The following is a 26986-nucleotide window of genomic DNA, read 5'->3' on the forward strand; positions in this document are numbered from 1 at the left end:
TGAAGATGCGGGATCAGCGGCGATGGATTGCGTGCGACGTCTAGACACGATGGTTAGCGCGAATTAACTTAGTGCTCGCCCCTGTGAGATTCCTCCAGGCAGACCGAGGGGAGCGCCAGACGTGCGCCGAACCGTGTTCACCGAAGATCACGAAGCCTTCCGCCAGACCATTCGCACTTTCATCGACAAGGAGGTGGCACCCGGCTACCAGGAGTGGGAGCGCGCCGGCCTGGTCCCACGGGACCTCTACTTCAAGCTGGGCGAGCTCGGCGTCTTCGGCATCGGAGTCCCCGAGGAGTACGGGGGCGCCGGCCAGCGGGGACTGAAATACCAGGCCGTGATCCAGGAGGAGCTCGCCCGGCAGGCGGTCAGCTTCGGAGGTTCGTCCGTGCACTCCGGACTGTGCCTGCCGTATCTCCTCGCCTACGGAACGCAGGAGCAGAAACAGCGGTGGCTCCCGGGCTTCGTCTCCGGCCGGATCATGACGGCCATCGCCATGACCGAGCCCGGCGCGGGCTCCGACCTCGCAGGCATCCGCACCAGCGCCAAGCTCTCCGATGACGGCACCCACTACACGCTGAACGGCGCCAAGACCTTCATCAGCGGCGGTGTCCTGGCCGACCTGGTCCTGGTCGTCTGCCGTACCTCGCCGACCCGTGAGGACGACCGCAGGGCGGGCCTGACGATCCTGTGTGTGGACACCACGAGCGAGGGCTACACCGTCGGTCGCAAGCTGGAGAAGATCGGGTTGCGCACCAGCGACACCGCCGAACTCTCCTTCAGCGACGTCGTGGTGCCCGTCGAGAACCGTCTCGGCACGGAGGGCGAGGCATTCTCCTACCTCACCCGCAACCTGGTGCCGGAGCGGCTGGGCTGTGCGACCGCAGGTTACGCGCAGGCCTCCGCCGCGCTCGGGTTCGCCCGCGACTACGTGCGGGAGCGCCAGGTCTTCGGCAAGCCCGTGGCGTCGTTCCAGAACACCAAGTTCGTACTCGCTGAGTGCGCCACGGAGGTCGAGGCCCTCCAGGCGATGGTCGACCGGGGTCTTGAACTGTTCGAGACGGACGAGCTGTCGGTGGCCGACGCGGCCAGGCTGAAACTGTTCAGCACCGAGGTCGCCGGCCGCGTGATCGACAAGTGCCTCCAACTGCACGGCGGTTACGGCTACATGCTGGAGTACCCGATCGCCCGCCTGTACGCCGACACCCGGGTCTCACGGATCTACGCCGGTTCCAGCGAGGTCATGAAGACCATCATCGCCAAGGACCTCGGCCTCTGACACCCCGGCGCCCTGACGTGATGGGCCACCGGGCGCCCGCACCCCCCATCCTCCGGAGCACGCCGTGCCACAGCATCCCCTTCCCGTCACGCCGGGTACCGGTACCCGGCCGGCCCTCGACACCGATGGACCGATCCCCCAGCAGGGTGGCTCCGGACCGGCCGCCGGCCTCGGCAGCGACCTCGTCGGCTTCCTGAGCCTCGATCAGCTGGACCGCGACCTGTTCCGCGGATGGTGCCACGCGGGCCTGCCGCTGCGCGCGTTCGGCGGACAGGTCGCCGCGCAGGCACTCACCGCGGCCGGCCGCACCACGGCGGACGGCCACCATGTGCACTCCCTGCACGGCTACTTCCTGCGTGCGGGGGACACCCGGCAGCCCATCCTCTACCACGTCGACCAGCTGCGGGACGGGCGCAGCTATCTCTCCCGGCGGGTCACCGCCGTCCAGGGAGGCGTGGCCATCTTCACGCTCTCCGCGTCCTTCAAGCTCCCCGAGCGGTACGGGGACCGCCACCCGCGCATTCCCGACGCACCATTGCCCGAGGAGCTGCCCGATCCGTACGAGCCGTGGGCCGCGGGCGACCCGGAAGGCTTCGAGATGTCCCAGTGGCGCCGGGTGATGGCCATGCGGTTCGTACCGGACGAGCGGCAGCCGCCACCGGGACTCAACCAGCAACTTGTGTGGCTGAAGTCCACCGAGAAGCTGCCGGACGACCCGCTGCTGCACGTCTGCGCCCTCGCCTACTGCTCCGATCTCACCCTCGCCCCCACCGCGGCCCTCGACAGCGAGAGGCCCCGGCCGCTTCGGGACGGGCCACCACGGTTCTTCATCACCTCGCTCGACCACGCCATGTGGTTCCACCGCCCCTTCCGGGCCGACGAGTGGATGCTGTTCGCCCAGCGCAGCCCCTCGGCCGGTGACGGGCGAGGCCTGTCACTGGGGGAGTTCTGGACACGTGAAGGAACCCTCGTGGCCTCCGTCGTCCAGGAAGCGGTGCTCCGCCCCCACCGCTCGTAATCGCATTCACCACTCATCAAGGGAGTTCTCCATGTCCGGTGCCTGGCCGATGAACATGCCCCGTGGTCTCGACTATCCACCCGTGGGTGTGGACGCGGTCCTCGCAGGTGCCGCCCGCGCCTACCCCGAGCGGGTCGCCGTGCGTGACGGCGATGAGACGCTCACCTATCCCGAGCTGTGCGAGCAGGCCCTGCGGGTGGCGGGTGGTCTGCGCGGGCGCGGTATCCGGCCCGGTGATGTCGTGGCGCTGCACATGCCCAACTCCATGTGGTTCACGGTCGCCTACTACGGAGCGCTGTGTGCCGGTGCGGCGGTCGCCCCGATCAACCCGGCCCAGCCGGCTCTCGTACTGGGCGAACAGCTCGCGGAGGTCACGGCGAAAGCCGTGATCACCAGCCCGGCGGGTGCGGGCACGGCCGTGGAGGCCACCGCCGGGGCGGCGACCTCGGTTGAGCTCGTCGTGTGCGTGCCGCCCACCGCGGCAGCTCCCGCCCGGTCGGAGCCGCGGCAGGGGCTGGTCGAACTGGCCGAGCTGCTGTCCGCGGAGCCGCTGCGGGATTACCGGGTGGACGCCGAGATGGTCGCCCACCTGCAGCTGACGGGGGGCACCACCGGCCGCGCCAAGGCGGTGCGGGTGCTGCACCGCAACATCGTCGCCAACGTGGTGCAGATGCACGGCTGGCGCTCCGCGTGCCTGCCGCACCTGGACGACGAGGGCGGCCTGCGCTTCACCCGGATCCCCGAGGCCGTCACCGCGCACTCGCTGACACCCGGTGACTGTGTCTGCGTCGCGGTGGCACCGCTCTTCCACGGGCTCGGTCTGGTCAGTCAGAGCCTCAACGTCGCAGCCGGCGCCACGGTGGTGATTGCGGGCCGCTTCGACCCCGATGCCCTCTTCGCCGACATCGAGAGGTACGGAGTGACCCATATGGGCGGCTCCCCGGCCATGTACTACGCGATGCTGCGCAGCCCCGCCCTCACCAAGCACGATCTGTCCTCGGTCCGCCTGGTCAACTCCGGTGCGGCTCCCATCGACACCACCGCCCTGCACACGCTGAGCGAACACTTCCCCCGCGCCTTCGTCGCACAGGGCTACGGGCTGAGCGAGGCCACCATGGGCGTCACCGGTGCCCCGCTGGCATGTGACGTCGAGACCCCGCCGGACAGTGTGGGCGTCCCGGTGTTCGACACCGAGATCCAGATCCGCGGTGCTGACGGCACCGCAGTCCTGCCGGTGGGCGAGACCGGTGAAGTGTGGGTCCGCGGCCCGGCGGTTGCCGATGGCTACCACGGCCACCCCGAGCTGACCGCACTCCAGTTCCGCGACGGATGGCTGGTCACCGGCGACATGGGACGCCTCGACGAACACGGCCACCTCTTCCTCGTCGGCCGCTCCAAGGACCTGATCATCTACAAGGGCTACAACGTGTATCCGCAGCCGCTGGAGGAGATCCTGTGCTCCCATCCGGCCATCGCCCAGGCGGCGGTCGTCGGCACACCCAGCGAATCCGCCGGCGAGGTGCCCGTCGGTTTCGTGGTGCTGCGTCCGGACGTGGCGGAAGAGGCCGGCCGTGGCGACGAGTTCGCCGAAGAGGTGATGGCCTACGTCGCCGAGCGCGTCGCGCCGTACCAGAAGGTCCGCGCCCTCCACATCGTCGGCGCCCTTCCCCTCAGCCCCACCGGTAAAATCCTCAAGACCGAACTGCGCGAGCGCGGGAACGCCGACGACTGAGCTTCCCCGAAGGCGAGTTCACAGAAATGAGGAATGCGGTCAGCCCCGCCGGATGGCGGGGCTGACCGCATGTGCGTCGGACGCGGGAGTGCGCGGAAAGGCCTCAGCTCCGGTCGGCGGATTCGGCGGATTCTGACGACGTGTCGCGCAGCCGGCGCTTGAGGACCTTGCCGGCGGCCGACAGGGGCAGGGCGTCCGTGAACTCGACGGTTCCGGGGGCTTTGTAGCCGGCGATCAGCGTCTTGGCGTGCGTGCGGATCTCCCCGGCCGTCGCGCTCGCGCCGGGCTTGAGGACGATCACGGCGTGCACCCGCTCGCCCCACCGAGGGTCCGGGACGCCTATGACGGCGCAGGAGGCGACGGCGGGGTGAGTGGCGAGTGCCTTCTCCACCTCGCCGGAGTAGACGTTCTCACCGCCCGTCACGATCACGTCCTTGAGCCGGTCGACGACGTAGACGTAACCGTCCTCGTCCATGCGGGCGGCATCGCCGGTGTGCAGCCAACCGCCGCGCAGCGCTTCCGCCGTTTCTTCGGGCTTGTTCCAGTACCCGAGCATCACGCTGTCACCGCGCATCAGGACCTCGCCGGTCTCGCCCCGGGGCAGTTCCTCGCCGTCGGGGCCGGCGATCCGGACCTCGCAGTGCGGTGTCGCGCGGCCCGCCGAGCGCAGCCGGGGGCCGCCGGCGGCATGTTCTTCCCTGCCCAGCACAGTGATCATGGCGCTCTCGGTCATCCCGTAGCCCTGCACGAAACCGCTGTGCGGGAAGGCCTTCATCGCCTGCTCCAGTACGGCCGTGGAGATGGGCGAAGCTCCGTAGCCGACGGACCGGACGCTGTCCAGGTCGTACCGGCCGACGTCGGGGTGCTCGACCACCTGCTGGAGCATGGTGGGCACCAGGCCCATACTGGTCACCCGGTGCCGCTGCACGGCCTCCAGCACCGCGGCCGGTTCGAAGGCGGGCAGGAACACGAGGGTGCCGCCCAGGAGGTTCTGCGCGAGCCAGCCGGCGACGGCGGCGATATGGAACATCGGCGCCGAGACGAGGGTGACGCCGCCGGCTTGCGCGACGCGGTTGACCATCTGGGCACCGTAGGCGGACGTCAGCAGCCCCCGCGCACCGATCATGACGCCTTTGGGGAACCCTGTGGTGCCGCCGGTGTACAGCAGTGCGGCCAGGCTGTCGCCGTCGGCGCGCAGATCCGCTGCGGGGGCCGATGAGGCGATCAGGTCCTCGTAACAGTGCGTCGTGTCCGGAGCGGGTCCGTCGCCGCAGTGCACCACGGTGCGCAGTCGCGGGCACAGCTCGCGCAGCTGGGGGACGAGCCGGGTGAAGGCGGCGTCGACGAGAAGGACCTCCGAACCGGAGTCGCGCAGCGAGTACGCGATCTCCCGCGGGCTCCAGCGGATGTTGACCGGATTGACCACGGCTCCCGCCCACCATGTGGCGAGAAACGTCTCGTGGTGGCGGTCGGAGTTCAGAGCGAGGATCGCGACCCGGTCGCCCTTGGCCACGCCGAGGCTCCGCAGCCCGCCTGCGAGCCTGGCCACGCGGTCGGCGACCTCGCGGACGGTACGGACACGACCTCCGCAGATCGTCATGGGCAGGTCGGGGGTCTGTTGGAGCGCACGGTGCAGCGACTGCGTGAGGAACACGTGGACCACCAATCCGGAGCGTGTTGTCGATGATTCAGTTCAATGCGTTGTTCGGGGCCGGTCGCCCCGGGGCTCAGGCGATGACCCCGCGTTCGGCCAGCGCGTCCATCACCTGCTCGTCCAGGCCCGCAGCTCCCAGCACCTCACGGGTACCGCTGCCGATGAGCGGTGCGGGCCGGGGGGCGGCGGCCGGGGTGCCCAGGAAGCGGGGTGCGGTGCCCGGCTGGACGGCGCCGTCGGCGCTGGTCGTGTAGGTACCGCGCTCGGCGTTGTGCGGGTGGGTGGCGGCTTCGGCGAGGCTGAGGACCGGGGTGACGCACGCGTCCTGTCCGGTGAAGGCGGCCGTCCACTCGTCCCGGCTGCGGGTCGCGAAGACCTCCGCCATCCGTTCGGCCATGCGCGGCCAGGCCGCTCTGTCCAGCTGCCCGGCGAACAGGGGATCTTCCGCCAGGCCGAGCACGCGCAGGGTCGTCGCGTAGAACCGCGATTCCACGCAGCCGACCGCCATGTGCCCTCCGTCCGATGTGCGGTAGGCGCGGTAGAAGGGCGCGCCGCCGTCGAAGAGGTTGGACTCGCGGCGGTCGGTCCAGCGGCCCGCGGCCATCAGCCCGTGGACCAGGGCGAGTTGGAGCGCGGTGCCGTCGGTCATGGCCGCGTCCACCACCTGTCCCTTGCCGGTGGTCCTGGCGCTGAGCAGTGCGGTGGTGATGCCCAGGGCGAGCAGCATGCCGCCGCCACCCATGTCGCCCACGAGGTTGAGCGGGACGACGGGGTCGCCGTCAGCGGGACCGATCGCGCCGAGGGCGCCGGCGACAGCGATGTAGTTGATGTCATGGCCCGGGGCCTGCGCGAGCGGTCCGTCCTGGCCCCATCCGGTCATCCTTCCGTAGACAAGTCCGGGGTTGCGCGCCAGGCAGGTCTCGGGGCCCAGGCCCAGGCGTTCGGCGACGCCGGGCCGGAAGCCCTCGATGAGAGCGTCGGCGGTGTCGGCCAGACGCAGCGCGACATCCGCTCCGTCCGGGGCCTTGAGGTCGACGGCGACCGAGACACGGCCCCGGTGGAGCACTCTGTCCGACGCTGATCGCTGTGCTCCCGGCCGGTCGACGCGGATCACCTCGGCGCCGAGGTCCGCGAGGATCATGCCGCAGAACGGGCCCGGTCCGATGCCGCCCAGCTCGATGACGCGGATCCCGGCGAGTGGTCCGGCCGGGACGACGGGTGGGACGGCGGCAAGGTCAGTGCTCATGAACGTACGTCCTTCGGGGGTGAGGAATGCCCGGAAGCCGCCCCTCCGCTGAGTGGCCGGGGGAGGGGCGACCGGAGGAGCGGCTTCGTCGGGCGACGTCGGGCCGCTTACAGGCCGAGGTCCTTGGCGATGATGGTTTTCATGACCTCGTTGGTGCCGCCGTAGATCCGCGAGACCCGGGTGTCCGCGTACAGGCGGGCGATCGGGTACTCCACCATGTAGCCGTAACCGCCGTGCAGCTGGAGGCACTTGTCGATCACACGGCCCGCGACCTCGGTGCAGAACAGCTTGATACGGGCGGCGTCGGCCGCGGTCAGCTCACCGGTGTCGTCGAGCTCGATGCCCTTGTCGGCCATGGCCTGGGCGGCCTCCACCTCGGTGGAGCACTCGGCGAGCACGAATTTGGTGTTCTGGAAGGAGGCCACGGGCTTGCCGAACACCTGTCGCTGCTGGACGTATTCCCTGGCGTAGTCGACCGCGGCCGCCGCGGAGGCGACGCCGCCGACCCCGATGGAGAGCCGCTCACGCGGCAGGTTCTGACCGAGGTAGGAGAAGCCCTTGTCCTGTTCGCCGAGCAGGTTCTCCACGGGAACCCTCACATCGGTGAAGGACAGCTCGGAGACGTCGGCCGAGTGCTGGCCGATCTTCTCCAGCCGGCGCCCGTATGCGAAACCCTCGCTGTCGGTGGGGACGACCAGCAGACTCAGCCCGGTGCGGCGGTCCGATGGATCCGGGGCCGAGGTACGGGCGACGACGACGCACAGTTCGGAGTTGAGCGCGCCGGAGATGAAGGTCTTGGCGCCGTTGAGGACGTAGTGGCTGCCGTCATCGGAGAGCTTGGCGGTGGTGCGGATGCCTGCGAGATCGGAGCCGGTACCCGGCTCGGTCATGGCGATGCACAGGGTGATGTCGCCAGTGGCGACGCCGGGCAGCCAGCGCTTCTTCTGCTCGTCGCTCGCAATACGCAGCAGGTACGGCAGGACGATGCTGGTGGATACCGAGTAGTGCCCGAGGTGGACACTCGCGCGTGCGGTCTCCTCGGAGATGATCGCCTGGTACTTGTAGCTGGTTTCGCCCGGGCCGCCGTGCTCCTCGGGAATCCCGAAGCCCATCACGCCCAGGGCGCCGAGCTTGCGGAACAGTTCCCGCGGGGTGCGGCGGTCCGCCTCCCACTCCTCGAAGTGCGGGCTCACCTCCTTGGCGATGAAGCTCCGGATCATCGTCCGGAAGGCATCGTGTTCTTTGGTGTAGATGGTGCGTTTCATGCCCTTGTCCCCTGGTTCCGAAGTGGTCAGTGCCGGGCTGCGTCGACGGTCAGGCACTGCCCGCTGACGTAGTTGGCTTCCTGTGTGCACAGCAGGTACACGGCGCCGGCTGCCTCGGCCGGGGTGCCGGGGCGGCCGAGCGGAATCATCCTGGCGGCGTTGGCGGCGTGCTGGGCGTTGATGCCGACCTTGATCCTCCGGCCCTCGATCTCGATGAAGGCGTCGTCGGCGGCGGTGGCCTCCGTCATACGGGTGAGGATGAAGCCGTAGGCGACGGCGTTGACGTTGACCTTGTAGCGGCCCCACTCCTTGGCCATGGTCTTGGTCAGGCCGACGACTCCGGCCTTGGCGGAGGAGTAGTTGACCTGGCCCGGATTGCCGAACTGACCGGAAACAGAAGAGATGTTGACGACCTTGCGGTGGTAGTCGGTCGGGTTGGCCTTGATGAACGGCTGGGCGGCGCGCAGGATCCGGAAGGGCGCCTTGAGATGGACGTCGAGGATGGCGTCCCACTGCTCGTCGGTCATCTTCTGGATGACGGTGTCCCAGGTGTAGCCGGCGTTGTTGACGATGATGTCGAGCCCGCCGAAGGCCTCGATCGCGGCATTCACGAAACAGTCCGCGAAGCCTTCCTCGACGACCGAGCCGGCGCAGGCGACGGCGTTCCCGCCTGCGGCCCGGATGGCCGTGACGGTCTCGTCCGCGGGTTCCTTGTCGAGGTCGTTGACCACGACGTTCGCGCCCTCGGCGGCGAACTTCAGCGCGATCTCACGGCCGATGCCACGGCCGGAGCCGGTGACAATGGCGGTCTTGCCGTCCAGGGTTCCCATGATGTGTACGTCCTTTGTCAGTCAGCGGTGACGATGGCGGAACCCCGGAGGGTCACGGTCCCGTCGGGGAGGGAGACGGTCAGGTCGAGGTGGGCGAGGCCGTCCTTCACCTCGGAGACGGTGCCGTGGCAGGTCGGCGACGAGTTCACCGGCGTGATCGCGGAGAACCGCACCTCGTACGAACGGATGCGCTCCTGCGGCACCCAGTTGGTGAGCAGCCGGCCGAGAAAGGCCATGGAGAGCATGCCGTGTGCGAAGACGTCCGGGATGCCGACCGCTTTGCAGGCGTCGATGTCGATGTGGACCGGGTTGTGATCGCCCGACGCGCCGGCATAGAGCGCCAGCGTGGTGCGGGTGATCTTCGGGAGTTCAAGGGCGAGGCTGTCGCCGGTCTTCATGCGGTCGCCTCCTTGGCCGGCAGCTCGCGCACCACGATGGTGTTGCGTATCCGGGCGACGAGTTCCCCTTCGGGGCCTCCGGAGCCTGGACGGTGCCCGCGGTCGCGGGTCACCTCGGTGGTGCGGACGATGAACTGGAGGGCGCCACCCTTCTTCTCGTAGACGTCTGACACCTCGGTGGCGAAGGTCAGCCGGTCACCCGCATAGGCCAGGGCGTGGTACTCGAAGGACTGCTCCCCGTGCAGGATCGTGCGGATGTCGATGCCGAGCTCCCGGAGGAAGGAGGAACTGTCGGGCTTCTCCGCGTCCAGACAGACGAGGAAGGTGGGCGGCACGGGAAGGTCACGGTGTCCGGCCTGCTCGGCTGCCTCCGGGGCGCTGTACACGCGGCCGTTCTGGCCGGTCGCCTTGGCGAAGAAGCGCAGCCTTCCGCGCTCCACCTCCACCGAGTGTTCGGGGGACCGGCTGCCGATGATGCTGGGGTCGACGGGCATCTCAGGAGACCCTCTCGAAGAGGGTGATGACGCCGGCGGTGCCGAGCCCGAGGTTGTGCTGCAGCCCCAGGGTCACGTCGTCGACCTGGCGGGCGCCGGCCTGGCCACGAATCTGCCAGGTGATCTCCGCGGCCTGGGCCAGGCCGGTGGCGCCCAGCGGGTGGCCCTTGGACAGCAGTCCGCCGGACGGGTTCGTGACGACGCGTCCGCCGTAGGTGTTGTCGCCGCCGAGGATGAACTCCTCCGCGCCGCCCTCGTCGCACAGGCCCAGGCCCTCGTAGCAGAGGACCTCATTGACGGTGAAGCAGTCGTGCAGTTCGACGACCTTAATGTCGCGCGGGTCGACGCCGGCCTGCTCGTAGATCTCGGTGGCGGCGGCTCGTGTGACATCGCTGCCGACCAGCGAGATGGCGCTCTCCTTCGCGAACAGGCCGGCGTCGTCCGAGACGAGGGTCTGGGCCTTGATGGCGACGTCGGTGCGCAGCCCGTGCCTGCGGGCGAAGTCCTCGCTGCACACGACTGCCGCTGCCGCACCGCAGGTGGGCGGGCAGCACTGGAGCCGGGTCAGTGGGCCGGACATCTGGGGGGAGTCCAGCACCTCCTGCTCGGTGATGGGCGAACGGAACACCGCGTAGGGGTTTCCGGCCGCGTGCCGGCGGGCCTTGACGGAGACCTTGGCGAAGGTCTCCGGCTTCATCCCGTACTTCTCCATGTACTCGACACCGGCGGCGCCGAAGTACTGAGGGGTCATCGGGGCCTTGGGATCGACCGCGAAGACCTTTTCCAGGGTCTTGCTGAAGTCGGTCAGCGGGGAGGGCCTGTCCTGCCAGCCCCCGCCCAGGGCTCCCGGCGGCATCTGCTCGAAGCCGAGAGCCAGCGCGCACTCCACGGCGCCGCTCTCGACGGCCTGCCGCGCAAGCCACAGAGCCGAGGAGCCGGACGCGCAGTTGTTGTTGACGTTGAGGACCGGAATGCCGGTCATCCCGATCTGGTAGACGACGCGCTGGCCACAGGTCGAGGCGCCGTAGACATACCCGGCGTAGACCTGCTGGATCTTTTCGTAGGGGAGACCGGCGTCGTCCAGAACGGCACGGACGGCCCCCGCACCCATCTCGTCGTACGTCTTGGCGGCGCTGGGCTTGGCGAAGGGGACCATGCCGACACCGGCCACCAGTACTCTGCGACTCATGCATCCTCCTGCATCACTGGTTAGCGTGTTTTCACTTTTAACATTGAAACGGCTGCTGTCAAGGGGTGTTGTGTGCTGGAGGCAGGTGTTCAAGCCTTCTCTTCGCTGTTCATTCCGCATGATGAGGTCCGCCCGGATCGCGGGGCGTGCCGCGTGTCGGGTCGTTTGGGCACCCCGGTGCACGGCCCGTAAGGATCCGGTTATCTATCCTTCACTTCTTGCGGGGGTCTGTTCGCCGCCATCGAGCCCGGCCGAGATGCGTGTTAACCGATCCCGGCATGACCTGCCAGTTTCGCCGCGTCCCGGTCGGGATTGGTCAGCAGGACGACTGCCAACCCTCCGAGCACCATGGCGGCGCCCAGCATCATGAACCCGTGCCCGTAACCGTCGGCCGCCTTCTCGCTGGCGCCGACCAGTTTGCCGATGACGATCGGGGCGACGATCGCGCCCAGGCTGTAGAAGGCCGTGACGATGCCGAAAACGGTGCTGCGCTGCTTGGCCGGTACGACGTCGGCCAGGCCGGCGAACGCGACACCATAGCTGGACGCGCTCAGGGAGGTGCTGAGAATGATCAGGGCCATCTCCACGCCCCGAGGCCCCACCAGGGGGAAGGCGATCGTCGCCAGCCCGCCGGCCAGTACGAGGCAACCGGGCAGTATGCCCCGGGCCGCCCGGTTGGAGGCGCCGCGCTTGCTCATCGCGCGGGAGGCGAAGCCCACGAGGATGACGGACACCACCGTGCCCAGGAACGGCAGAGCGGTCAGCCGGCCGGTCGCGTTGGCTCCGTAGCCCAAACCGTCGCGCAGGTAGAGCGGCAGCCAGCTGATCATCACCGCGGTGCCGGCGTACGTGACGAGCAGCAGGAGCATCAGGCCGACGAGTGTGCCGGTGCTGAACAGCCGCCTCAGCGGGACGCGTTCGGGCAGTGTGCCAGCCGCCATGACCTCGCCGTCGCCGTCGCCGTCGCCGCCGTCGTCGTGGGCGAGGGGGCCGTCCCGGCCGACCGCCAGCCACAGTGCCGCCGCCACGACGCCGACCACGGCCAGCGCGCCGAACGCGGCGTGCCAGGAGTAGCTGGTGATCATCCAGGTGGCCAGCGGGGCGGCGACCACCGGCCCGATCCCCGCGCCGGCCACGACCAGTGAGCTGGGCACCGTCCGTTTGTGTGCGGGGAACCAGGAGTGCGTCGCCTGCATGGCCAGGGCGGTGGTGGGTCCCTCGGCGAAGCCGAGCAGGACACGGCAGGCGACGATGGCGGTGAAGCCGACCTGTCCCGCCATGGGGGCGAGGCTGACCGCCCACAACAGGGCGATGCCGCCGAGCAGCCAGCGGGCCTTCACCTTGCCGCCCAGCCATCCGCCGGTGATGCTGCCGACCGCGAAGAGCCAGAAGAAGCTGCTCTGGATGACCCCGAACCGGTCGGGGCTCAGTCTCACCTCCCGCATGATGTCCACGCCGGCGACCCCCACGACGACCTTGTCGGCGAAGTTGGCGAGCATCAAGAGGAGGAGCACCGTCAGGACGGCCCATGCCCTGCGGCTGACTGCGGGCCTGACCGCAGGGGTCCCACGGCGTGGGGCGGCCCCGGCAGCAGCGTGCTGATCAATCGTCATGGATTCTCCCGGATTCAACGCCTGATTGGCCGGAAGTGAACCATCGCTAACATGGCGTGGCAAGGGTTTGGGCAGTCCTGACGGCATCTCATGGCCGACGATCTTGGGTTATCAGTGTTTCACTTAGTGCCCGCAGTCGAGCAACGTCTCGACGTTGACACCCGCTGAGGGGCTGTGGTTCTCTGCGAGCGATGGTGATCGGACGGTCATCAGGACCCGCGGACCATTCGATCCGCCACGTGTGAAGAGCAGGTGTCCTCACACGCACCCACAGACGCGCCGCTCTGCGGGCCGCCCCGGGACGTTCACGCCGCGCGACCGCGCCCTGGCCGGATCGAAAACGCCATGACCGGGCACGGCCGGCGTTCACCGGACGGTGCGATGAGCACCTGGAGCCGGGCAGCCGCAGCCGAAGACAGATGGCGTCCCGGACTGTCACGACGGTTGATTCAAGGAGAGCTCCATGCAGCGCTTGAAGTTCCTCACGTACAACACCGACGGCCACGTCGCGGTCGTGAACCTCGCCCATCCGCCGGTCAACGCGGTGACGGAAACGATGTACCAGGAGATCCGGCATCTCTTCGGCAACACAGCCGAGTACCTTCCCGACGCCCGCGCCATCGTGCTCACCGGCGGTGAGAGCAAGCACTTCTGCGGTGGCAGCGACCTCAACGGATTCGCCGAACTCACCCCGGAGAACGCGCCCGAGCGGATGCGGACCGTCCGCGAGGCGTTCTGGGCGATCTACGACTGCCCCCTGCCGGTGATCGCCGCCGTGCACGGCGCGGCGCTCGGCACCGGTCTGGCCATCGCCGCCTCCTGCGACATGGTGATCGCTGCCGAAGGAGCGAAGATCGGACTGCCCGAGGTCGCAGTCGGTATGATGGGGGGCGCCAAGCACGCGTCCCGTCTGGTGCCGCCTGCCCTGGCCCGGCTGCTCCACTACACCGCTGATCCGCTGCCTGCCGAGGACTTCGTCGCTCACGGAGGCGTCCTCAAGGTCGTCCCGCGCGAGCGGTTGCTGGACGAGGCCACGGCGCTGGCTGCGCGGATGGCGCGCCACAGTCCGGTCGCGTTGGGCTTCGCCAAGCGCAGTCTGAACACGATCGAGTACATGGACCTCAAGTCGGGTTACGAGTTCGAGCAGGGACTCTCCGGCGAGCTGTCGGCCTACCCCGACGCCAAGGAAGCCGTTACTGCCTTCTTCGAGCGTCGCGAGCCGAAGTACACGGGGTGGGTGAACGATTGATGACCGGTCCGGTCGACTACGCGCACGAGTTCCAGGGCAAGGCCGCCCTGATCACCGGCGGAGCCTCAGGTATCGGCCTGGCGACTGCCCGGCGTCTGGTCGCCGGTGGCGCGGCCGTCGCCCTCGCCGACTTCGACGAGGAAGGCGGCCGCAAAGCCGCTGCCGAGCTGACGGCAAGGGGAGGGCGCTCCCTGGCGATTCCGATGGACGTCGGCGACCCCGGGTCGGTACGCGTCGGAGTCGAGGAAGCCGCGGACTGCCTCGGCGGACTGCACCTGGTCGTCAACAGCGCGGGCATTACCGGGCGCAGGGAACTTCTCGGCGAGTACGCGCTGGACACATGGCACAGTGTGATCGCCACCAACCTGGACGGCGTCTTCCACTCGATGCGCTACACGCTGCCCGTCATCCTGGACTCCGGCGGCGGCGCCGTCGTCAATGTGTCCTCCATTCTGGGCATCAACGGCCGTATCGCGTCGAGCGCGTACACCGCCGCCAAGCACGGCGTGATCGGTCTGACCAAGACCGCCGCCCTGGAATACGCGACACAGGGTGTGCGCTTCAACGCCGTGGGCCCCGGCTTCATCGAGACCCCGATGATGACCCGTGCGGGCGAGGCGGCCCGCGACCATGCGGCCGGTCTGGCACCGGTCCAGCGGGTGGGCACCGCCGATGAGGTGGCGGAGCTCATCGTCTTCCTGCTCTCCGACCGCGCGTCCTTCATCAACGGCAGCTACCACCTGGTCGACGGGGCGTACTCCGCGCGTTGACCGGCTGCCGGAGCGGAGGACGATCCAGACACGGAGGCCCATGCAGATCAAAGCTGTCAGGTTTCACGCGTTCGGGAGTGCTCCCGAGGTGGTCACCGTGCCCGAACCCGAGCCGGGACCGGGCCAGGTCCTGCCGAACGCCTGATCCGCGGGCGAAGCCCCCTGCCCGCACTGGGCCGGGGGGCTTCCTGCATCGTGAGGGGACGTCACAACAGCTCAAGAATGGTGGCGTTGGCCATACCGCCGCCTTCACACATGGACTGCAGGCCGTAGCGGATGCCGTTGTCGCGCATGTGGTGGACCAGGGTGGTCATGATGCGGGCCCCGGAGCCGCCGATGGGGTGGCCGATCGCCATGGCACCTCCGTTGGGGTTCATGCGCGCGTAGTCGGCCCCGGTCTCACGCAGCCAGGCGAGGGTGACCGAGGCGAAGGCTTCGTTGATCTCGAAGACGCCGATGTCGTCGAGGACCAGGCCGGACTTCTTCAGGGCTTTCGCGGTGGCCGGGATGGGGCCCTTGAGCATGGTGACGGGGTCGGTGCCGGCGATCACAGCGGTGTGGATACGGGCCATCGGCGTCCAGCCCTGCTGCTCGGCGACCTCGCTGGTGGTGATGAGCAGGGCGCCGGTGCCGTCGGAGATCTGGGAAGCGTTGCCTGCGGTGATGCTCCCGCCCTCACGGAAGGCGGGGTTGAGGCCGCCCAGCGTCTCCAGTGTGGAGCCTCGTCGCACGCCCTCGTCCGTATCGAAGACGCTGGTGGTGCCCTCGGCGTTGGTGACGCGGATGGGGGCGATCTGATCCGTGAAGCGGCCCTCGCCGATCGCTCGGAGTGCGCGGGCGTGCGAGTCCACGCCGTGCTGGTCCATCTCGGCACGGGAGATGCCGTACTCGTCAGCGATCAACTGGGCACCCGTACCCTGGTTGAAGCGGACGCCGTTGTAGCGCTCCCACACATCAGGCCCGAAGGGCTCGCCGAAGCGGCCCTCCATACGGGCGGTTCCCAGCGGAACCGCGCTCATGATCTCGACTCCGCCGGCCACGGCCACGTCGTATTGGCCTGATATGACGCCGGCCGCCGCCTGGTGCACGGCCTGCTGCGAGGAGCCGCACTGCCGGTCGACGGTCAGTCCGGGTACGGACTCGGGCCAGCCGGCGGCCAGCACCGCGGCGCGGCCTATGCAGCCGGACTGCATACCGACGGCTCCGGCGCAGCCCCAGATGACGTCGTCGACCAACTCCGGGTCGAGACCGGCGCGTTCGACCAGGGCGTTGAGCACGTGGGCGGAGAGTGAGGCCGAGTGCATCGTCGACAGCGAGCCGTTGCGCTTGCCTACGGCGGTGCGTACGGCATCGACGATCACTGCGTCTCGTCGCATGGGGAATCTCCTTGCTGAGGGTGAGGGTGTGCTGAGGGTGTGCTGAGGGAAGGAAGGCGGACGGGGCGGGGGCGTGGCCCCCTTCTCGCATGTGCGGCAGGCCGTTCCGAACTCTCTGGGCTCGGCACTGACTGTGGACCAGTGATGGAGGGCCTCCGGGGGTGCGGAGTGCGAATCTCCGCTTCCGCCGACAATTTCCTGATGCGAGTTATCAAGTATTCACTTTTGCGTTCAGGGGGTCTACTGTCAAGCGTGGGTCGGACGTGGATGGCAAGCGCCGACTCTGCGGTCAAGCGAGCCGTGCCACGTATGCCCGGGCTTGTGCCCGCGAGTGATCGGCGGCCCGGGAGCCCCTGAGGTGGTAGGCCTGGTTGGTCGAGTTATCAATAATTAACTTTTGACCGTGAGGTCCCTACGATGAGCCGGTACCCCGCCACGAATCAGGAGTCGCGTGACGTGACCGCGAGAGCCTGGCCCGCGGAATTCCGCAGCCATGTCAGGGAATTCATCCACACCGCGCTGCCCCCGGCCCTGGCCGGGGTGACCGGCTTCGCCGAGCGCGCTCGCGCCTACCGCGCAGCCCTGCACCGTGCGGGTCTGGCGGGCCTGGGCATCCCCGCCGAATTCGGCGGCCAGGGACTCGGCGAGGCCGAGGAACGCATCTTCGCTGAGGAGTCGGCAGGGAGCGTCCCCGGCGAGGACCGGGTATTCCAGGTGGGCGCACGCCTGGTGGTGCCCAGCCTCATCGGCCGAGGCGCCCACGACCTGGCCCGGGAGTTCGGACCGGGACTGCTGTCCGGCGAGATGATCTGCTGCCAGTTGTTCTCCGAGCCCGAGGCGGGCTCGGACCTTGCCGGAGTACGTACCCGCGCGGCGCGCACGAAGGACGGCGACTGGCTGGTCACCGGACAGAAGGTGTGGACCTCCTATGCCCAGTACGCGGGACTCGGCCTGCTCCTGGCGCGTACCGACGCCGAAGCGCCGAAACACCATGGCCTGTCGATGTTCCTCGTCGACATGGACGCCCCTGGCGTGGAGGTGCGGCCGCTCCGGCAGATGTCCGGTGACTGCGAGTTCAACGAGGTCTTCTTCGACGAGGTGCGGGTGCCCGCCGACCGGCTCGTCGGGCGTCCCGGGGAAGGCTGGCCGGCCGCCGTCGCGGTGCTCGGCCACGAGCGCGTGGGAGTCTCGCGCGGAGACGACAGCTCGCCACGCCGCCCCATCCCGTACGAAAGGCTGCTCGAACTCGCCCGGCACGGCGGGCGCGACAGCGATCCCGCGGTCCGCGAACGGCTGCTCGACGCCTTCCTCGGCCAGCGGACCGCAGCCCTGGTCAGTCGCCGGATCGCCGCACGTACCCTGGCAGGGGCCGAGCCAGGACCCGAGACATCGGTAGGAAAGCTGCTGCGCACCGCCAACGGCCTGCACGCTGCCCGTCTCGCCTCCGACGTCGCCCTCGGCGCGGGCGCGACCTGGGCGGGCGACGACACCCTGGCCGCGGACGCCGCCTTCTGGGTGCTGGACGCTCCCGGGATGGCGATGGGCGGCGGTACCGACGAGATCCAGCGCAACACCATCGGCGAGCGGGTGCTCGGTCTGCCGCGTGAGCATTCGGTCGAGCGGGGCGTCCCGTTCCGCGACCTCGTCCGTACCCGGGAGGGGCAGCAGTGATTCCGTATCCGCTGAGTGAACTGACAGACGAGCGCGCCGAGTTGGCCACAACTGTCCGTAAACTTTTCGAGCGTCACTGCGACGAGCGGCAGGTGCGCGCCCGGATGGAACGGCGTGAGGGCTTCGACCCGGCAACGCACCGCGAACTCGCGGAGATGATCGGGGTGTTCGCGCTTCAGGTGCCCGAGGAGTACGGCGGAGCGGGCTTCGGGCCCGGTGATCTGCTGCCGGTCTTCGAGGAGGCCGGGCGAGCGCTGTACGGCGGCCCTCTGCTGTCCAGCACGACCGCCGCCGCGGCGCTGACGGCCATCGGGGACCCACAGGTCTGCGCCCGGCTCCTGCCGGACATCGCAGCGGGCCGCACGGTGGCGACCCTCGCGGGGATGGACGGAGCTCCCTCCCCGATAGCCGCGGCCCGCGACGCTGCCGGCTCCTGGACGCTGACGGGCGCCGCGGAGCCGGTGCTGGACGGAGCCGACGCGGACCTGCTGCTGGTCCCGGCCCGCACGGGGGACGAGGTCGGGCTGTTCGCCGTCGCCACCGACGGCTTGGCGCGTACTCCGCTGCAAGGCCTGGACATGACCCGACGTCAGGCCGTGGTGATGCTCTCGGGCACCTCCGCCGAGCAGGTCGCAGCCGGCCCCGCCGCAGAGGCCGCATTGCGTGCGGCCCTCGACCACGCGGCCCTCGCAGTGGCCGCCGAGTGCCTGGGTGCGGCCCGTCGTTGTCTGGAGGATGCGGTGGCCTACGCCCTGACCCGGTACCAGTTCAGCCGGCCGATCGGCGGATTTCAGGCGGTCAAGCACCGGCTCGCCTCCCTGTGGGCCCGGACGGAGGCAGCGGGCGTGGTGCTCCGCTCCGCGGTCGCAGCGCTCGACACTGCCGGTCGTCCCGAACCCCTGGACAGCGCACACGCCTTCATCGCCTGCGTCGACGCCCTCGACGGGTGCGCCGAAGGCACGATTCGGGTGCATGGTGGCATCGGGTTCACCTGGGAGCACTCCGCGCACCTCTACTTCCGGCGGGCTCGCGCCGCGCAGACCCTGCTGGGTCCACTGTCCGCACATCGGGCCCGCGTCGCGCGGCTCGCCGGACTCGACGCCGCGTCCGCGGCTCACCCACAAGGAGAACCCGCACGATGACCGTCACTCCGCACACCCCGGGACCGCTGAAGCTGGACACCACCGCGATCGGCGCTCCGTCAGAGGTGATCGAGGCAGCGGTGGCCGCCGAGCGGCGTGGGGTCGACCGGATCCTCATGTCGGAGACCGCCCACGAGCCGTTCCAGCCCCTCGCCGTCGCCGCCTCCCGCACCTCGGCCATCGAGGTCGGCACCGGCGTGGCCATCGCCTTCGCCCGCACCCCGATGACTCTGGCCTCCAGCGCATGGACGCTGCAGCAGCTCTCCCGCGGCCGCGCCGTGATCGGCCTGGGCTCGCAGATCAAGGCGCACATCACGCGCCGCTTCGCGATGCCGTGGTCCAGCCCGGCGGCCCGCATGAAGGAGTTCGTCAGCGCGACCCGCACGATCTGGAACAGCTGGCAGACCGGCGAAAAGCTGCAGTTCCGCGGCGAGTTCTACACGCACACACTGATGAATCCGCTGTTCGACCCGGGCCCGCTGGAACAGGGCGAGCCGCTCGTACTCATCGCGGCTGTCGGTCCACGGATGGCGGCCACGGCGGGTGCGGTCGGCGACGGTGTGATCTGCCACCCCTTCAGCACAGTGCCGTACATCACCGAGCAGCTCGCTCCCGGCGTGCTGGAGGCCCGTGCCGAGGCCGCGGCCGATGGAGCACCCTGGACCACGCGGCCCTTCGAGATCACCGGCAGCGTCCTCACCGTGACCGGCCGCACCGAGGAGGAGTACGGGCACTCCCTCGCGGGCATTCGCGAGCGCATCGCCTTCTACGGCTCCACGCCGGCGTACCGGCCCGTGCTGGAGCACCACGGCTGGGGCGCGCTTCAGGAAGAACTGCACACGCTGTCGTTGCAGGGCCGCTGGAAGGAGATGGGCCAGCTCATCGACGCCGACGTCCTGAACGCCTTCGCCGTGGTCGCCGAGACTCCGGCCGATGCAGGCCGGCTCGTCCGTGAGCGCTACACCGGTGTGTACCACCGGGTGTCGATTTCGCTCGGTGCCGAATCCGACCCGGCACTCGCGCTGGACATCCTCGACGGAATCCGGCGCTGACCGACCACCTCTCCCGGGAAGGGAAGTACGCCATGGGCCCAACCGTGCTTTACGAAGTCGAGGGCGCTGTCGCCACCGTCACGATCAACCGGCCGCAGCGCCGCAACGCGGTCAGCATGCGGGTCTTCGAGGAGCTGCGCGTCGCGTTGGAGCGTGCGGCGGGCGATGCGGCCGTGCGGGCACTGGTACTCACCGGTGCCGGCGACGACTTCTGTGTCGGCGCCGACCTGACCGGAGCTCCGGAGAGTCGGGTGCTGACGGGCGAGGGCCGGGAGGCGGACGAGCAGCGACTCGTACAGGTGGCGGGCGCGGTGCGCCTGCTGCGGGAGTGGGACAAGCCGTCCGTCGCCGTGATCCGCGGCGGCTGCGCCGGTGCCGGGATGTCGCTCGCCCTGGCCTGCGATCTGCGGTACGCGGCCGACGACGCGGTGTTCAACACCGCCTTCCTCACGGTCGGGCTCACCGGTGACCTGGGCATCGGCTGGCTGCTCACCCAGGCCGTCGGCCCGGCCAGGGCCCGTGAACTGATGCTGCTCCCGGAAAAACTCACGTGCTCACAAGCGCTGTCCGTGGGTCTGGTGACCGCGGCCGTCGCAGCCGATGAGCTGGCCGGCGCAGCGGGCTCCGTGGCGGAGCGGCTGGCTGCGGCGGCCCCGCTCGCGGTCGCCGGTGTCCGGCGGAACCTGGACGACGCGCTGAGGCTCCCGTTGGACGGCTACCTGCCCCGCGAGGCACGGAGGATCGCTCACGCGGCGTACTCCGAGGACGCGAAGGAGGCCCGCGCCGCCTTCTTGGAGAAACGTGCTCCGGTGTTCACCGGCCAGTGAGCCCGGGGCCCCGCGCCCGGCGCACCCGCATCGCACGGGACCGGCCGCCCCTGCTCAGTCCGGCGGCATCCATGGGAAGTCGTCCAAGGGATCCCGGGCCGGGGAGAACCAGCGTAGGTAGGGGTCGGCCAGGCCGAGCAACTGATCATGACGTTGACCGTCACCGCAGAGGCTGGCTCCGACCACGTACAGGGAGTTGCGCCGAGCGAGGGGGCCACGCAGAGCAGGGAGGTCGAGTGTGGTGGTCGCCAGCAAACCGGGTGCCTCCGTGAAGACCCATGCCACCGGGCGTCGGCGGGAGGCTTCCTGGAGCTGGGCGACGAAGAGGGATCGGGCCCGGGTGGTGAGGTAGCTGAGCAGCGACGCGGTGAACACGACCACCGGCTCATGGCCCGGCAGCTCGGCGAGTATCCGAGCGGTGTCCATGGTCGCTTCGCCCGTCACCACCTTCGTAGCCGCGGTGGACGCCGCGAGGTCGATGGCGCCCCGCAGGGTGGCGAGTTCTTCGATCTGCTCGGGCCAGATGAACGCTTCCAGCCAGGCTCGGGCATCGGGGTCGGACAGGTCGACCGGACGTTGGTCGATGCCGATGCGCCGGGTGATCTCCGGTGCCGTCCGGAGGATGTAGGCGCCGGATGAGCCACGGACTTCGCAGGACACGACAACCGAGGACGCAGGGGGCGTGGCTGTCGCTTCGCCGTTGAGGCGGTAGTCGTAGTGGTCGAACAGCAGGTTGAGCCCGGCACTGGCGCCGACTTCGACAAGGGCGACGGGACCCGGCCAGTGGCCGTGTACGTGATCGACACCGAGGCGCAGGGCGACACATCGGCGGATCTCGTTGGTCTGGGTGGACCGCTGCGACAGAAGGCAGGCCAGCTCGTCGCGATGCCGGCCGCAGAAAGCAGCGAACGTCCACACCAGCTGGTCGTCGACCGCCCGGTGCCCACCATGAATGGGGTAGTAGGCAGCCAGCTCCGAGCCTCGGTGTGATGCGAGAAGCAGGTTCACCGCAGCGAACAGGAGACTGGGGCGGCGCTGCTCTTCCGGCGTATCGAGAAGAAGAGCGAGAAGGCTGGGGTCACCCGCGACGCCTTCGCTGAGGGTCTCGTACACGGGGGAGCGGCCGGCACCCTGTGTCGCGCCGAAGAACCGGAACAGCCGCTGGAGCCGTTCGGCTTCCGCTGCCCCTGGAGGCTGCTCATCTCGTGTCACAGGACTTTTCTACCGTCCTGAAGCGCTCCCGACGCCCGAACGGAGCCACATACCTTGATCACGACTCCGGACAGGCCCTTCCGGGCGCCGTCCTGGGGGCACCGTGCGCGTACTGCGGTTTCCCGTCAGTCCAGCTCCTGCCGAGCCGGTTGCTGGGCCGGGAGATCTTTGGCGGCTTCCAGCGACGCAGGGGACGGCCGGGAGATGAAGTTCTCGAAAGCGTCCATCCCGAGCATCAGCAGCATCATGAGGACGGGGAGGCATAGGGCTATGAACACCATGGAACCCTCACGGAGGTAGTAGGGACCATCTGCTCTGCACTGTTCCTCAGTGTGCAGCCGAACGGACCAATACGCTCGTCGGGCCGGAGCCCGCCGGTCAGGAGGGGCCGGTCCACGCGGCAGGTTCGTTGCCGCTGAGGTGCAGGAGCCGCGTCCGTACGTCCCGCAGTGTTCACCCCGGTGCGGAGACCGCCATGAGGTACCGGGAGGCGGTCGACGATGCGGTGGCTGATACGGAAGACGGAGGACCAGCGCATCCGGGAGAGGCGGGCAGGGCGCGGTGCCGGCCGTTCGGGTGGAGAGTCGGGCGGGTCCAGCGTCGACATCCGGTAGCGGCCCGTTCCGGGCAGCGGGATACGGACCAGCAGGTCATCGAGCCGTCGTCGGCCAGATGGCTGGACCGTACGCCGTACCCGTACGGCAGATCCCAGTCCAGATCAGCTGGCCGCGCAGCGGAACGGCGCTCCAGCCTGTGCCCAGGACCGGTCTCCCCGCCATCGTCGCCCCGGAGCACGCGGACTGTGAGCCGTGCACAGGACCTGAGCGGCCGCACCCCGGCCGTGCTCGGGCCTGCTCCGCTTGCGCGGCAGACGGCCCCTTGCCGACGCCCGTCACAGCGCGCCGCAGCCGGCCGGGCGTCGAGCCGGGCCGGGCCCCTACCGCGTGGCGAGTTCCCGTACCGTCGCCATGTCGCTGAACGGGAGCAGCTCTTCGTTGACGATCTGGTAGGGCTCGCTGCCCTTGCCCGCGATCAGGACGATGTCGCCGTCCCTGGCGGCGGACAGGGCGAAGGAGATCGCGCGGCGGCGGTCGGCGAACCGCTCGAAGGTGGTGCCGCTCGCCATCAAACCCGGGACGATCTGGTCCATGATCACCCGGGGGTCTTCGTTCCTGGGGTTGTCCGAGGTCAGGACGCACAGATCGGAGTAGGTGCCGGCGATCTTCCCCATCGGGGCGCGTTTGGTGACGTCCCGGTCCCCGCCACAGCCGAAGACGGTGATGACCCGGCCCGAAACGTAGCCGCGGATGGTGGTCAGCACCTTCTCCAGCGAGTCCGGTGAGTGTGCGTAGTCCACAATGACGGATGTGCCGTCCGGGGTCTCGTAGCGTTCGAACCTTCCCGGGATCGGGGGCATCAGCTCAAGTGCGTCGACCAGTCCGGCCAGATCGTGCCCGATGAGGTGGCAGGCGGCGACAGTGGCCAGTGCGTTGGAGACGGAGAACCGTCCGGGATGGGGGATCGCGGCCGGATACTTGTGGCCGGCGTGGTGCAGGGTGAAGCGGGTGCCGACCGCGTCCATGGTGAGGTCGGTCGCCCGGTAGTCCGCCTCTGCGTCGATGCCGTACGTGACGACCGCGCCGGGCATCATCGCCCCGATGGCCGCTCCGAGCGGATCGTCGGCGTTGACCACCGCACGCCGGCACAGCCCCTGGAACAGACGGAGTTTGGCGTCCCGGTAGTTCTCCATGGTGCCGTGGTCGTCCAGGTGATCCTGCGTCAGGTTGGTGAACACCCCTACATCGATGAATGAGTGGTCCAGACGGTGCGTCAGCAGACCCATCGACGTGGCCTCCAGCACGACGGTGGCGACACCGCGGTCGCGCATGCACCCGAGCAGATACTGGAAGTCCGGCGACTCCGGGGTGGTCAGTACCGACCTGGGCATCGGAATCAGCTCGTCGCCGATCCGGCTGCCCGCCGTCCCGATGACCCCCACCCTGGCGCGCTCGGCGATCCTCAGCACCGACTCGACCATGTACGAGACCGACGTCTTCCCGTTGGTGCCGGTGACGGCCACCATGTCCATCTGCCGTCCGGGCTCGCCGTGGTACCGGGAGGCGACGGCCGCAGCCGCCTTGCGCGTGTCCGGCACCGCCACGACGCACACGCCCGCGTCCGACGCCCAGGCCGGGGCCGGAAGCGGTGGTGCCGCGGAGTCGACGAGTACCGCCACCGCGCCGCGTGCGACAGCCGGTCCGACCGACTCCGGGCCACCCTCGCGGTGACCGGGTACCGCGATGAAGAGGGATCCCGGAGCGGCGCGGTGAGCGTCGAAGCACGCGCCCGCGGTGATCCTCGTCTCCGGATCGCCCGCAAGGACTTCATGGTCGTGCCCGGCGAGCAGCTCGCTCAACTTCACAGGGGTCCTCTCGGAAATGCACCGGCTGCCGGTCGTCCGGCGGTCGGCGCGCAGGTGGCGCACAGGGCGCCAAGGAGTGACGGAGCAGGAGATTGGGGCGAGGACAGCCACAGTGCGGTGGCAGAGGAGAGGGAGGGGAGGGAAAGGGAGAGGCGCGGAACGGGTTCCGCAGACAGAAAGGCGGAACGATCAAGCCGAGATCAGCGCTGAGAACTGCCCGGAATCGCTAACCGTGGCCGTGCAGCGCGCGGCAGCAGGCCGCCGGCATGTTCACCGGATTGACGGCTGTCGCATGTGCGGCGGCCGGACACAGGGCATGAGCGGCCTGAAACCGGCACTCCCTCACTGCACATGTGCGACCCATGTAGGGAGTGTACGTCCGGCCGGGCGGGCGATCTCCCGAAGTGCCGCCCTGATCTTGGCTGGTGGGTGTGTCGTCTCGGCGGAACCGGAGTCGCGATCGGTGACGAGAGGTCGGCCTGGTCCTCTCCCGCCGGCACCAATGGTCCAGGTGGCGTCTACACGGTGCTGCGTGTCGGCACGGTCATCATGACAATCACCGGCACTGACACCGACGACCAGGCGTTCGCCACCTCCCGGCTCGAAACGTTCGCGGGAATGATGGCCGAACGAGCGCAGCAGGCGCAGAACGGCCACAAACCGACCGTGTACGTACGCGAAGCCTGAGACAACCCGCCGCGTAGGACGCGGCAAACGCATCAGCGTAATGCGTTCATGGGCCGTCTCCATCCCCGTCGGCAGGCCTCATTCCAGGAACCGAGCAGCGAGCTCTTCCAGCGTTGGACCGGAGCCAACGAGGCTCCTGTGCGCGAAAGGCGCCTGACGGGCAAAGGGCCAGGTCAGGCGCCTTCGACGCGTACGCCCGCACAGTGTTCCTGAGGGCCCTGTGAACATCAGAGGGCGGGCGGCTACGACGAGGCGGCGAGAGCGGTCACCTCGACACGCATTCACTCGATGGCGACCGCGGCGACCGCGACGCAAGGGGGCAGCGTGAGGCTCTAGAAGAAGCCCAGCTTCTTCGGGGAGTAGCTCACCAGCAGGTTCTTCGTCTGCTGGTAGTGGTCAAGCATCATCCGGTGGTTCTCCCGCCCGATACCGGACTGCTTGTACCCGCCGAAGGCCGCGTGCGCGGGGTAGGCGTGGTAGCAGTTCGTCCAGACACGGCCCGCCTGGATGGCGCGGCCCGCGCGGTACGCGGTGTTCATGTCCCGGGTCCATACGCCCGCGCCGAGTCCGTACAGCGTGTCGTTCGCCGTGCTGATCGCGTCGTCGAAGTCGGAGAAGGATGTGACGGCGACGACCGGGCCGAAGATCTCCTCCTGAAAGACCCGCATCCTGTTGTCGCCCTCGAAGATCGTCGGCTGTACGTAGTATCCGCCGGCCAGTTCACCGTCGTACTCGATCCGCTGTCCGCCCGTGAGGATCTTCGCGCCTTCCTGCTGGCCGATGTCCAGATACGAAAGGATCTTCTGCAGCTGGTCGTTGGACGCCTGGGCGCCGATCATCGTGTCCGTGTCCAGCGGGTGCCCCGGCAGGATCTGCTGGGTGCGGGCGATGCCCGCCTCCAGGAACTCGCTGTAGTGACCGCGCTGGATCAGCGCACGCGAAGGACAGGTGCACACCTCGCCCTGGTTGAGCGCGAACATCGTGAAGCCTTCGAGTGCCTTGTCGCGGAAGTCGTCGTCCGCCGACCACACGTCGTCGAAGAAGATGTTCGGTGACTTGCCGCCGAGTTCGAGCGTGACCGGCTTGATGTTCTCGGAGGCGTACTGCATGATCAGCCGCCCGGTCGTGGTCTCGCCGGTGAATGCGATCTTCGCGACCCGCGGACTCGACGCCAGCGGCCTGCCCGCCTCCGAACCGAAACCGTTGACGATGTTGACCACACCGGCCGGCAGCAGATCGGAGATCAGACTCATCCAGAAGTGGATGGAGGCCGGGGTCTGTTCGGCGGGCTTGAGGACCACCGCGTTCCCCGCGGCCAGAGCCGGTGCGAGTTTCCACGTCGCCATCAGGATGGGGAAGTTCCACGGGATGATCTGGCCGACCACGCCGAGTGGCTCATGGAAGTGGTACGCGACGGTGTCGTCGTCGAGCTCGCTGAGCGTGCCCTCCTGGGCGCGCAGCGCGCCGGCGAAATAGCGGAAGTGGTCGATGGCCAGCGGGATGTCGGCGGCCAGCGTCTCGCGGACCGGCTTGCCGTTCTCCCAGCTCTCGGCGACCGCCAGCTCCTCCAGGTGCGCTTCCATCCGGTCGGCGATCCGGTTGAGGACCGTGGCCCGGTCACCTGCCGCAGTCCGGCCCCAGCCGGGGGCCGCGGCGTGTGCCGCGTCCAGGGCGCGCTCGACATCCTCGGCGGTGCCGCGGGCGATCTCGGTGAACGGCCTGCCGTTGACCGGGCTCGGATTCTCGAAGTACTGCCCGCGGGCGGGCGGGACGAACTCCCCGCCGATCCAGTGGTCGTAGCGCGACTCGTACGAGACGATCGCGCCCTCGGTGCCCGGTGCTGCGTAACGGGTCATGTCG

Annotated in this window: 23 protein-coding genes and 1 pseudogene; 10 read left to right on the top strand and 14 right to left on the bottom strand. The window is 69.1% G+C overall.

Annotated elements, in window-relative coordinates:
- Nucleotides 1–121 precede the first annotated feature (121 nt).
- The 3 genes from OHB13_RS35355 to OHB13_RS35365 all read left to right on the top strand — a co-directional run bounded on the left by OHB13_RS35355 (nt 122) and on the right by OHB13_RS35365 (nt 4029).
- Nucleotides 122–1279, top strand: a complete 1158-nt coding sequence (locus OHB13_RS35355; protein ID WP_328379895.1) for an acyl-CoA dehydrogenase family protein — start codon at nt 122–124, stop codon at nt 1277–1279.
- Nucleotides 1280–1343: 64 nt separating this feature from the next.
- Entirely contained in the window at nt 1344–2297 is a 954-nt protein-coding gene (locus tag OHB13_RS35360) for an acyl-CoA thioesterase (protein ID WP_328379896.1), read from the top strand.
- Nucleotides 2298–2328: 31 nt separating this feature from the next.
- Nucleotides 2329–4029: a class I adenylate-forming enzyme family protein gene (locus OHB13_RS35365; protein WP_328379897.1), complete on the top strand. Its 1701-nt coding sequence runs from the start codon at nt 2329–2331 to the stop codon at nt 4027–4029.
- 103 nt (nt 4030–4132) lie between these two features.
- Here the strand turns inward: OHB13_RS35365 and OHB13_RS35370 are convergent, their stop codons facing one another.
- The 8 genes from OHB13_RS35370 to OHB13_RS35405 form a co-directional block, all read right to left on the bottom strand.
- The gene (locus OHB13_RS35370) at nt 4133–5683 is read right to left on the bottom strand and encodes a long-chain-fatty-acid--CoA ligase (RefSeq protein ID WP_328379898.1); all 1551 of its coding nucleotides are present in this window, start codon (nt 5681–5683) and stop codon (nt 4133–4135) included.
- 73 nt (nt 5684–5756) lie between these two features.
- A complete protein-coding gene (locus OHB13_RS35375; protein WP_328379899.1) occupies nt 5757–6929 on the bottom strand; it encodes a CaiB/BaiF CoA transferase family protein in 1173 nt (390 codons plus the stop codon).
- A 107-nt stretch (nt 6930–7036) separates the two neighbouring features.
- The gene (locus tag OHB13_RS35380) at nt 7037–8194 is read right to left on the bottom strand and encodes an acyl-CoA dehydrogenase family protein (protein ID WP_328379900.1); all 1158 of its coding nucleotides are present in this window, start codon (nt 8192–8194) and stop codon (nt 7037–7039) included.
- Nucleotides 8195–8220: 26 nt separating this feature from the next.
- Nucleotides 8221–9024: an SDR family NAD(P)-dependent oxidoreductase gene (locus tag OHB13_RS35385; protein WP_328379901.1), complete on the bottom strand. Its 804-nt coding sequence runs from the start codon at nt 9022–9024 to the stop codon at nt 8221–8223.
- A gap of 17 nt (nt 9025–9041) precedes the next feature.
- Nucleotides 9042–9422 carry a MaoC/PaaZ C-terminal domain-containing protein gene (locus OHB13_RS35390; RefSeq protein WP_328379902.1) on the bottom strand — a complete coding sequence of 127 codons (381 nt, stop codon included), beginning with the start codon at nt 9420–9422 and terminating at the stop codon, nt 9042–9044.
- Entirely contained in the window at nt 9419–9916 is a 498-nt protein-coding gene (locus OHB13_RS35395; protein WP_328379903.1) for a MaoC family dehydratase N-terminal domain-containing protein, read from the bottom strand. The genes OHB13_RS35390 and OHB13_RS35395 overlap by 4 nt, the downstream gene beginning before the upstream one ends.
- A gap of 1 nt (nt 9917) precedes the next feature.
- On the bottom strand, nt 9918–11105 hold the full coding sequence (locus OHB13_RS35400; RefSeq protein ID WP_328379904.1) for a lipid-transfer protein: 1188 nt from the start codon (nt 11103–11105) through the stop codon (nt 9918–9920).
- 263 nt (nt 11106–11368) lie between these two features.
- Nucleotides 11369–12718, bottom strand: a complete 1350-nt coding sequence (locus OHB13_RS35405; RefSeq protein WP_328379905.1) for an MFS transporter — start codon at nt 12716–12718, stop codon at nt 11369–11371.
- 463 nt (nt 12719–13181) lie between these two features.
- Between OHB13_RS35405 and OHB13_RS35410 the strand changes: the two genes are divergently transcribed.
- A complete protein-coding gene (locus OHB13_RS35410; RefSeq protein WP_266861660.1) occupies nt 13182–13967 on the top strand; it encodes an enoyl-CoA hydratase-related protein in 786 nt (261 codons plus the stop codon).
- Entirely contained in the window at nt 13967–14737 is a 771-nt protein-coding gene (locus OHB13_RS35415) for an SDR family NAD(P)-dependent oxidoreductase (RefSeq protein ID WP_328379906.1), read from the top strand. Before OHB13_RS35410 ends, OHB13_RS35415 begins: the two co-directional genes overlap by 1 nt.
- A 206-nt stretch (nt 14738–14943) precedes the next feature.
- On the opposite strand, the gene OHB13_RS35420 is transcribed toward OHB13_RS35415, so the two are convergent.
- Nucleotides 14944–16113: a thiolase family protein gene (locus tag OHB13_RS35420; RefSeq protein WP_328379907.1), complete on the bottom strand. Its 1170-nt coding sequence runs from the start codon at nt 16111–16113 to the stop codon at nt 14944–14946.
- A gap of 456 nt (nt 16114–16569) precedes the next feature.
- Between OHB13_RS35420 and OHB13_RS35425 the strand changes: the two genes are divergently transcribed.
- The 4 genes from OHB13_RS35425 to OHB13_RS35440 are packed head-to-tail and all read left to right on the top strand — an operon-like array spanning nt 16570 to nt 20805.
- Nucleotides 16570–17784, top strand: a complete 1215-nt coding sequence (locus tag OHB13_RS35425) for an acyl-CoA dehydrogenase family protein (RefSeq protein WP_328379908.1) — start codon at nt 16570–16572, stop codon at nt 17782–17784.
- Nucleotides 17781–18926 (top strand): acyl-CoA dehydrogenase family protein, encoded by a 1146-nt coding sequence (locus OHB13_RS35430; protein WP_328379909.1) that lies wholly within the window; start codon nt 17781–17783, stop codon nt 18924–18926. The genes OHB13_RS35425 and OHB13_RS35430 overlap by 4 nt, the downstream gene beginning before the upstream one ends.
- Entirely contained in the window at nt 18923–19978 is a 1056-nt protein-coding gene (locus OHB13_RS35435) for a TIGR03617 family F420-dependent LLM class oxidoreductase (RefSeq protein ID WP_328379910.1), read from the top strand. Before OHB13_RS35430 ends, OHB13_RS35435 begins: the two co-directional genes overlap by 4 nt.
- 32 nt (nt 19979–20010) lie before the next feature.
- Nucleotides 20011–20805 carry an enoyl-CoA hydratase-related protein gene (locus tag OHB13_RS35440; RefSeq protein WP_328379911.1) on the top strand — a complete coding sequence of 265 codons (795 nt, stop codon included), beginning with the start codon at nt 20011–20013 and terminating at the stop codon, nt 20803–20805.
- Nucleotides 20806–20859: 54 nt separating this feature from the next.
- Here OHB13_RS35440 and OHB13_RS35445 read toward each other — a convergent pair whose 3' ends face one another.
- From OHB13_RS35445 to OHB13_RS35460, 4 genes and pseudogenes are all read right to left on the bottom strand, one after another.
- Complete coding sequence (locus OHB13_RS35445) at nt 20860–22017, bottom strand: DUF2332 domain-containing protein (protein ID WP_328379912.1); 1158 nt, start codon at nt 22015–22017, stop codon at nt 20860–20862.
- Nucleotides 22018–22142: 125 nt separating this feature from the next.
- Complete coding sequence (locus OHB13_RS35450) at nt 22143–22298, bottom strand: hypothetical protein (RefSeq protein ID WP_266861644.1); 156 nt, start codon at nt 22296–22298, stop codon at nt 22143–22145.
- 209 nt (nt 22299–22507) lie between these two features.
- Nucleotides 22508–22737: pseudogene (locus OHB13_RS35455) on the bottom strand (FAD-dependent monooxygenase); the annotation flags it as partial.
- Nucleotides 22738–22954: 217 nt separating this feature from the next.
- On the bottom strand, nt 22955–24439 hold the full coding sequence (locus tag OHB13_RS35460) for a UDP-N-acetylmuramoyl-L-alanyl-D-glutamate--2,6-diaminopimelate ligase (protein WP_328379913.1): 1485 nt from the start codon (nt 24437–24439) through the stop codon (nt 22955–22957).
- A gap of 549 nt (nt 24440–24988) precedes the next feature.
- On the opposite strand from OHB13_RS35460, the gene OHB13_RS35465 reads away from it, so the two are divergent.
- Nucleotides 24989–25126 carry a hypothetical protein gene (locus OHB13_RS35465; RefSeq protein ID WP_266861640.1) on the top strand — a complete coding sequence of 46 codons (138 nt, stop codon included), beginning with the start codon at nt 24989–24991 and terminating at the stop codon, nt 25124–25126.
- A 332-nt stretch (nt 25127–25458) separates the two neighbouring features.
- Here the strand turns inward: OHB13_RS35465 and exaC are convergent, their stop codons facing one another.
- Complete coding sequence (exaC, locus tag OHB13_RS35470) at nt 25459–26982, bottom strand: acetaldehyde dehydrogenase ExaC (protein WP_266861638.1); 1524 nt, start codon at nt 26980–26982, stop codon at nt 25459–25461.
- Nucleotides 26983–26986: the final 4 nt, after the last annotated feature.

The sequence above is a fragment of the Streptomyces sp. NBC_00440 genome (assembly GCF_036014215.1).
Taxonomy (GTDB): domain Bacteria; phylum Actinomycetota; class Actinomycetes; order Streptomycetales; family Streptomycetaceae; genus Streptomyces.

What these genes read in the sequence shown, in the direction of transcription:
- OHB13_RS35365 (WP_328379897.1), top strand. Translation starts at nt 2,329, where the DNA reads ATGTCCGGTGCCTGGCCGATGAACATGCCCCGTGGTCTCGACTATCCA.
- OHB13_RS35375 (WP_328379899.1), bottom strand. Translation starts at nt 6,929, where the DNA reads ATGAGCACTGACCTTGCCGCCGTCCCACCCGTCGTCCCGGCCGGACCA.
- OHB13_RS35380 (WP_328379900.1), bottom strand. Translation starts at nt 8,194, where the DNA reads ATGAAACGCACCATCTACACCAAAGAACACGATGCCTTCCGGACGATG.
- OHB13_RS35385 (WP_328379901.1), bottom strand. Translation starts at nt 9,024, where the DNA reads ATGGGAACCCTGGACGGCAAGACCGCCATTGTCACCGGCTCCGGCCGT.
- OHB13_RS35390 (WP_328379902.1), bottom strand. Translation starts at nt 9,422, where the DNA reads ATGAAGACCGGCGACAGCCTCGCCCTTGAACTCCCGAAGATCACCCGC.
- OHB13_RS35395 (WP_328379903.1), bottom strand. Translation starts at nt 9,916, where the DNA reads ATGCCCGTCGACCCCAGCATCATCGGCAGCCGGTCCCCCGAACACTCG.
- OHB13_RS35400 (WP_328379904.1), bottom strand. Translation starts at nt 11,105, where the DNA reads ATGAGTCGCAGAGTACTGGTGGCCGGTGTCGGCATGGTCCCCTTCGCC.
- OHB13_RS35405 (WP_328379905.1), bottom strand. Translation starts at nt 12,718, where the DNA reads ATGACGATTGATCAGCACGCTGCTGCCGGGGCCGCCCCACGCCGTGGG.
- OHB13_RS35410 (WP_266861660.1), top strand. Translation starts at nt 13,182, where the DNA reads ATGCAGCGCTTGAAGTTCCTCACGTACAACACCGACGGCCACGTCGCG.
- OHB13_RS35415 (WP_328379906.1), top strand. Translation starts at nt 13,967, where the DNA reads ATGACCGGTCCGGTCGACTACGCGCACGAGTTCCAGGGCAAGGCCGCC.
- OHB13_RS35420 (WP_328379907.1), bottom strand. Translation starts at nt 16,113, where the DNA reads ATGCGACGAGACGCAGTGATCGTCGATGCCGTACGCACCGCCGTAGGC.
- OHB13_RS35435 (WP_328379910.1), top strand. Translation starts at nt 18,923, where the DNA reads ATGACCGTCACTCCGCACACCCCGGGACCGCTGAAGCTGGACACCACC.
- OHB13_RS35440 (WP_328379911.1), top strand. Translation starts at nt 20,011, where the DNA reads ATGGGCCCAACCGTGCTTTACGAAGTCGAGGGCGCTGTCGCCACCGTC.
- OHB13_RS35450 (WP_266861644.1), bottom strand. Translation starts at nt 22,298, where the DNA reads ATGGTGTTCATAGCCCTATGCCTCCCCGTCCTCATGATGCTGCTGATG.
- OHB13_RS35465 (WP_266861640.1), top strand. Translation starts at nt 24,989, where the DNA reads ATGACAATCACCGGCACTGACACCGACGACCAGGCGTTCGCCACCTCC.
- exaC (WP_266861638.1), bottom strand. Translation starts at nt 26,982, where the DNA reads ATGACCCGTTACGCAGCACCGGGCACCGAGGGCGCGATCGTCTCGTAC.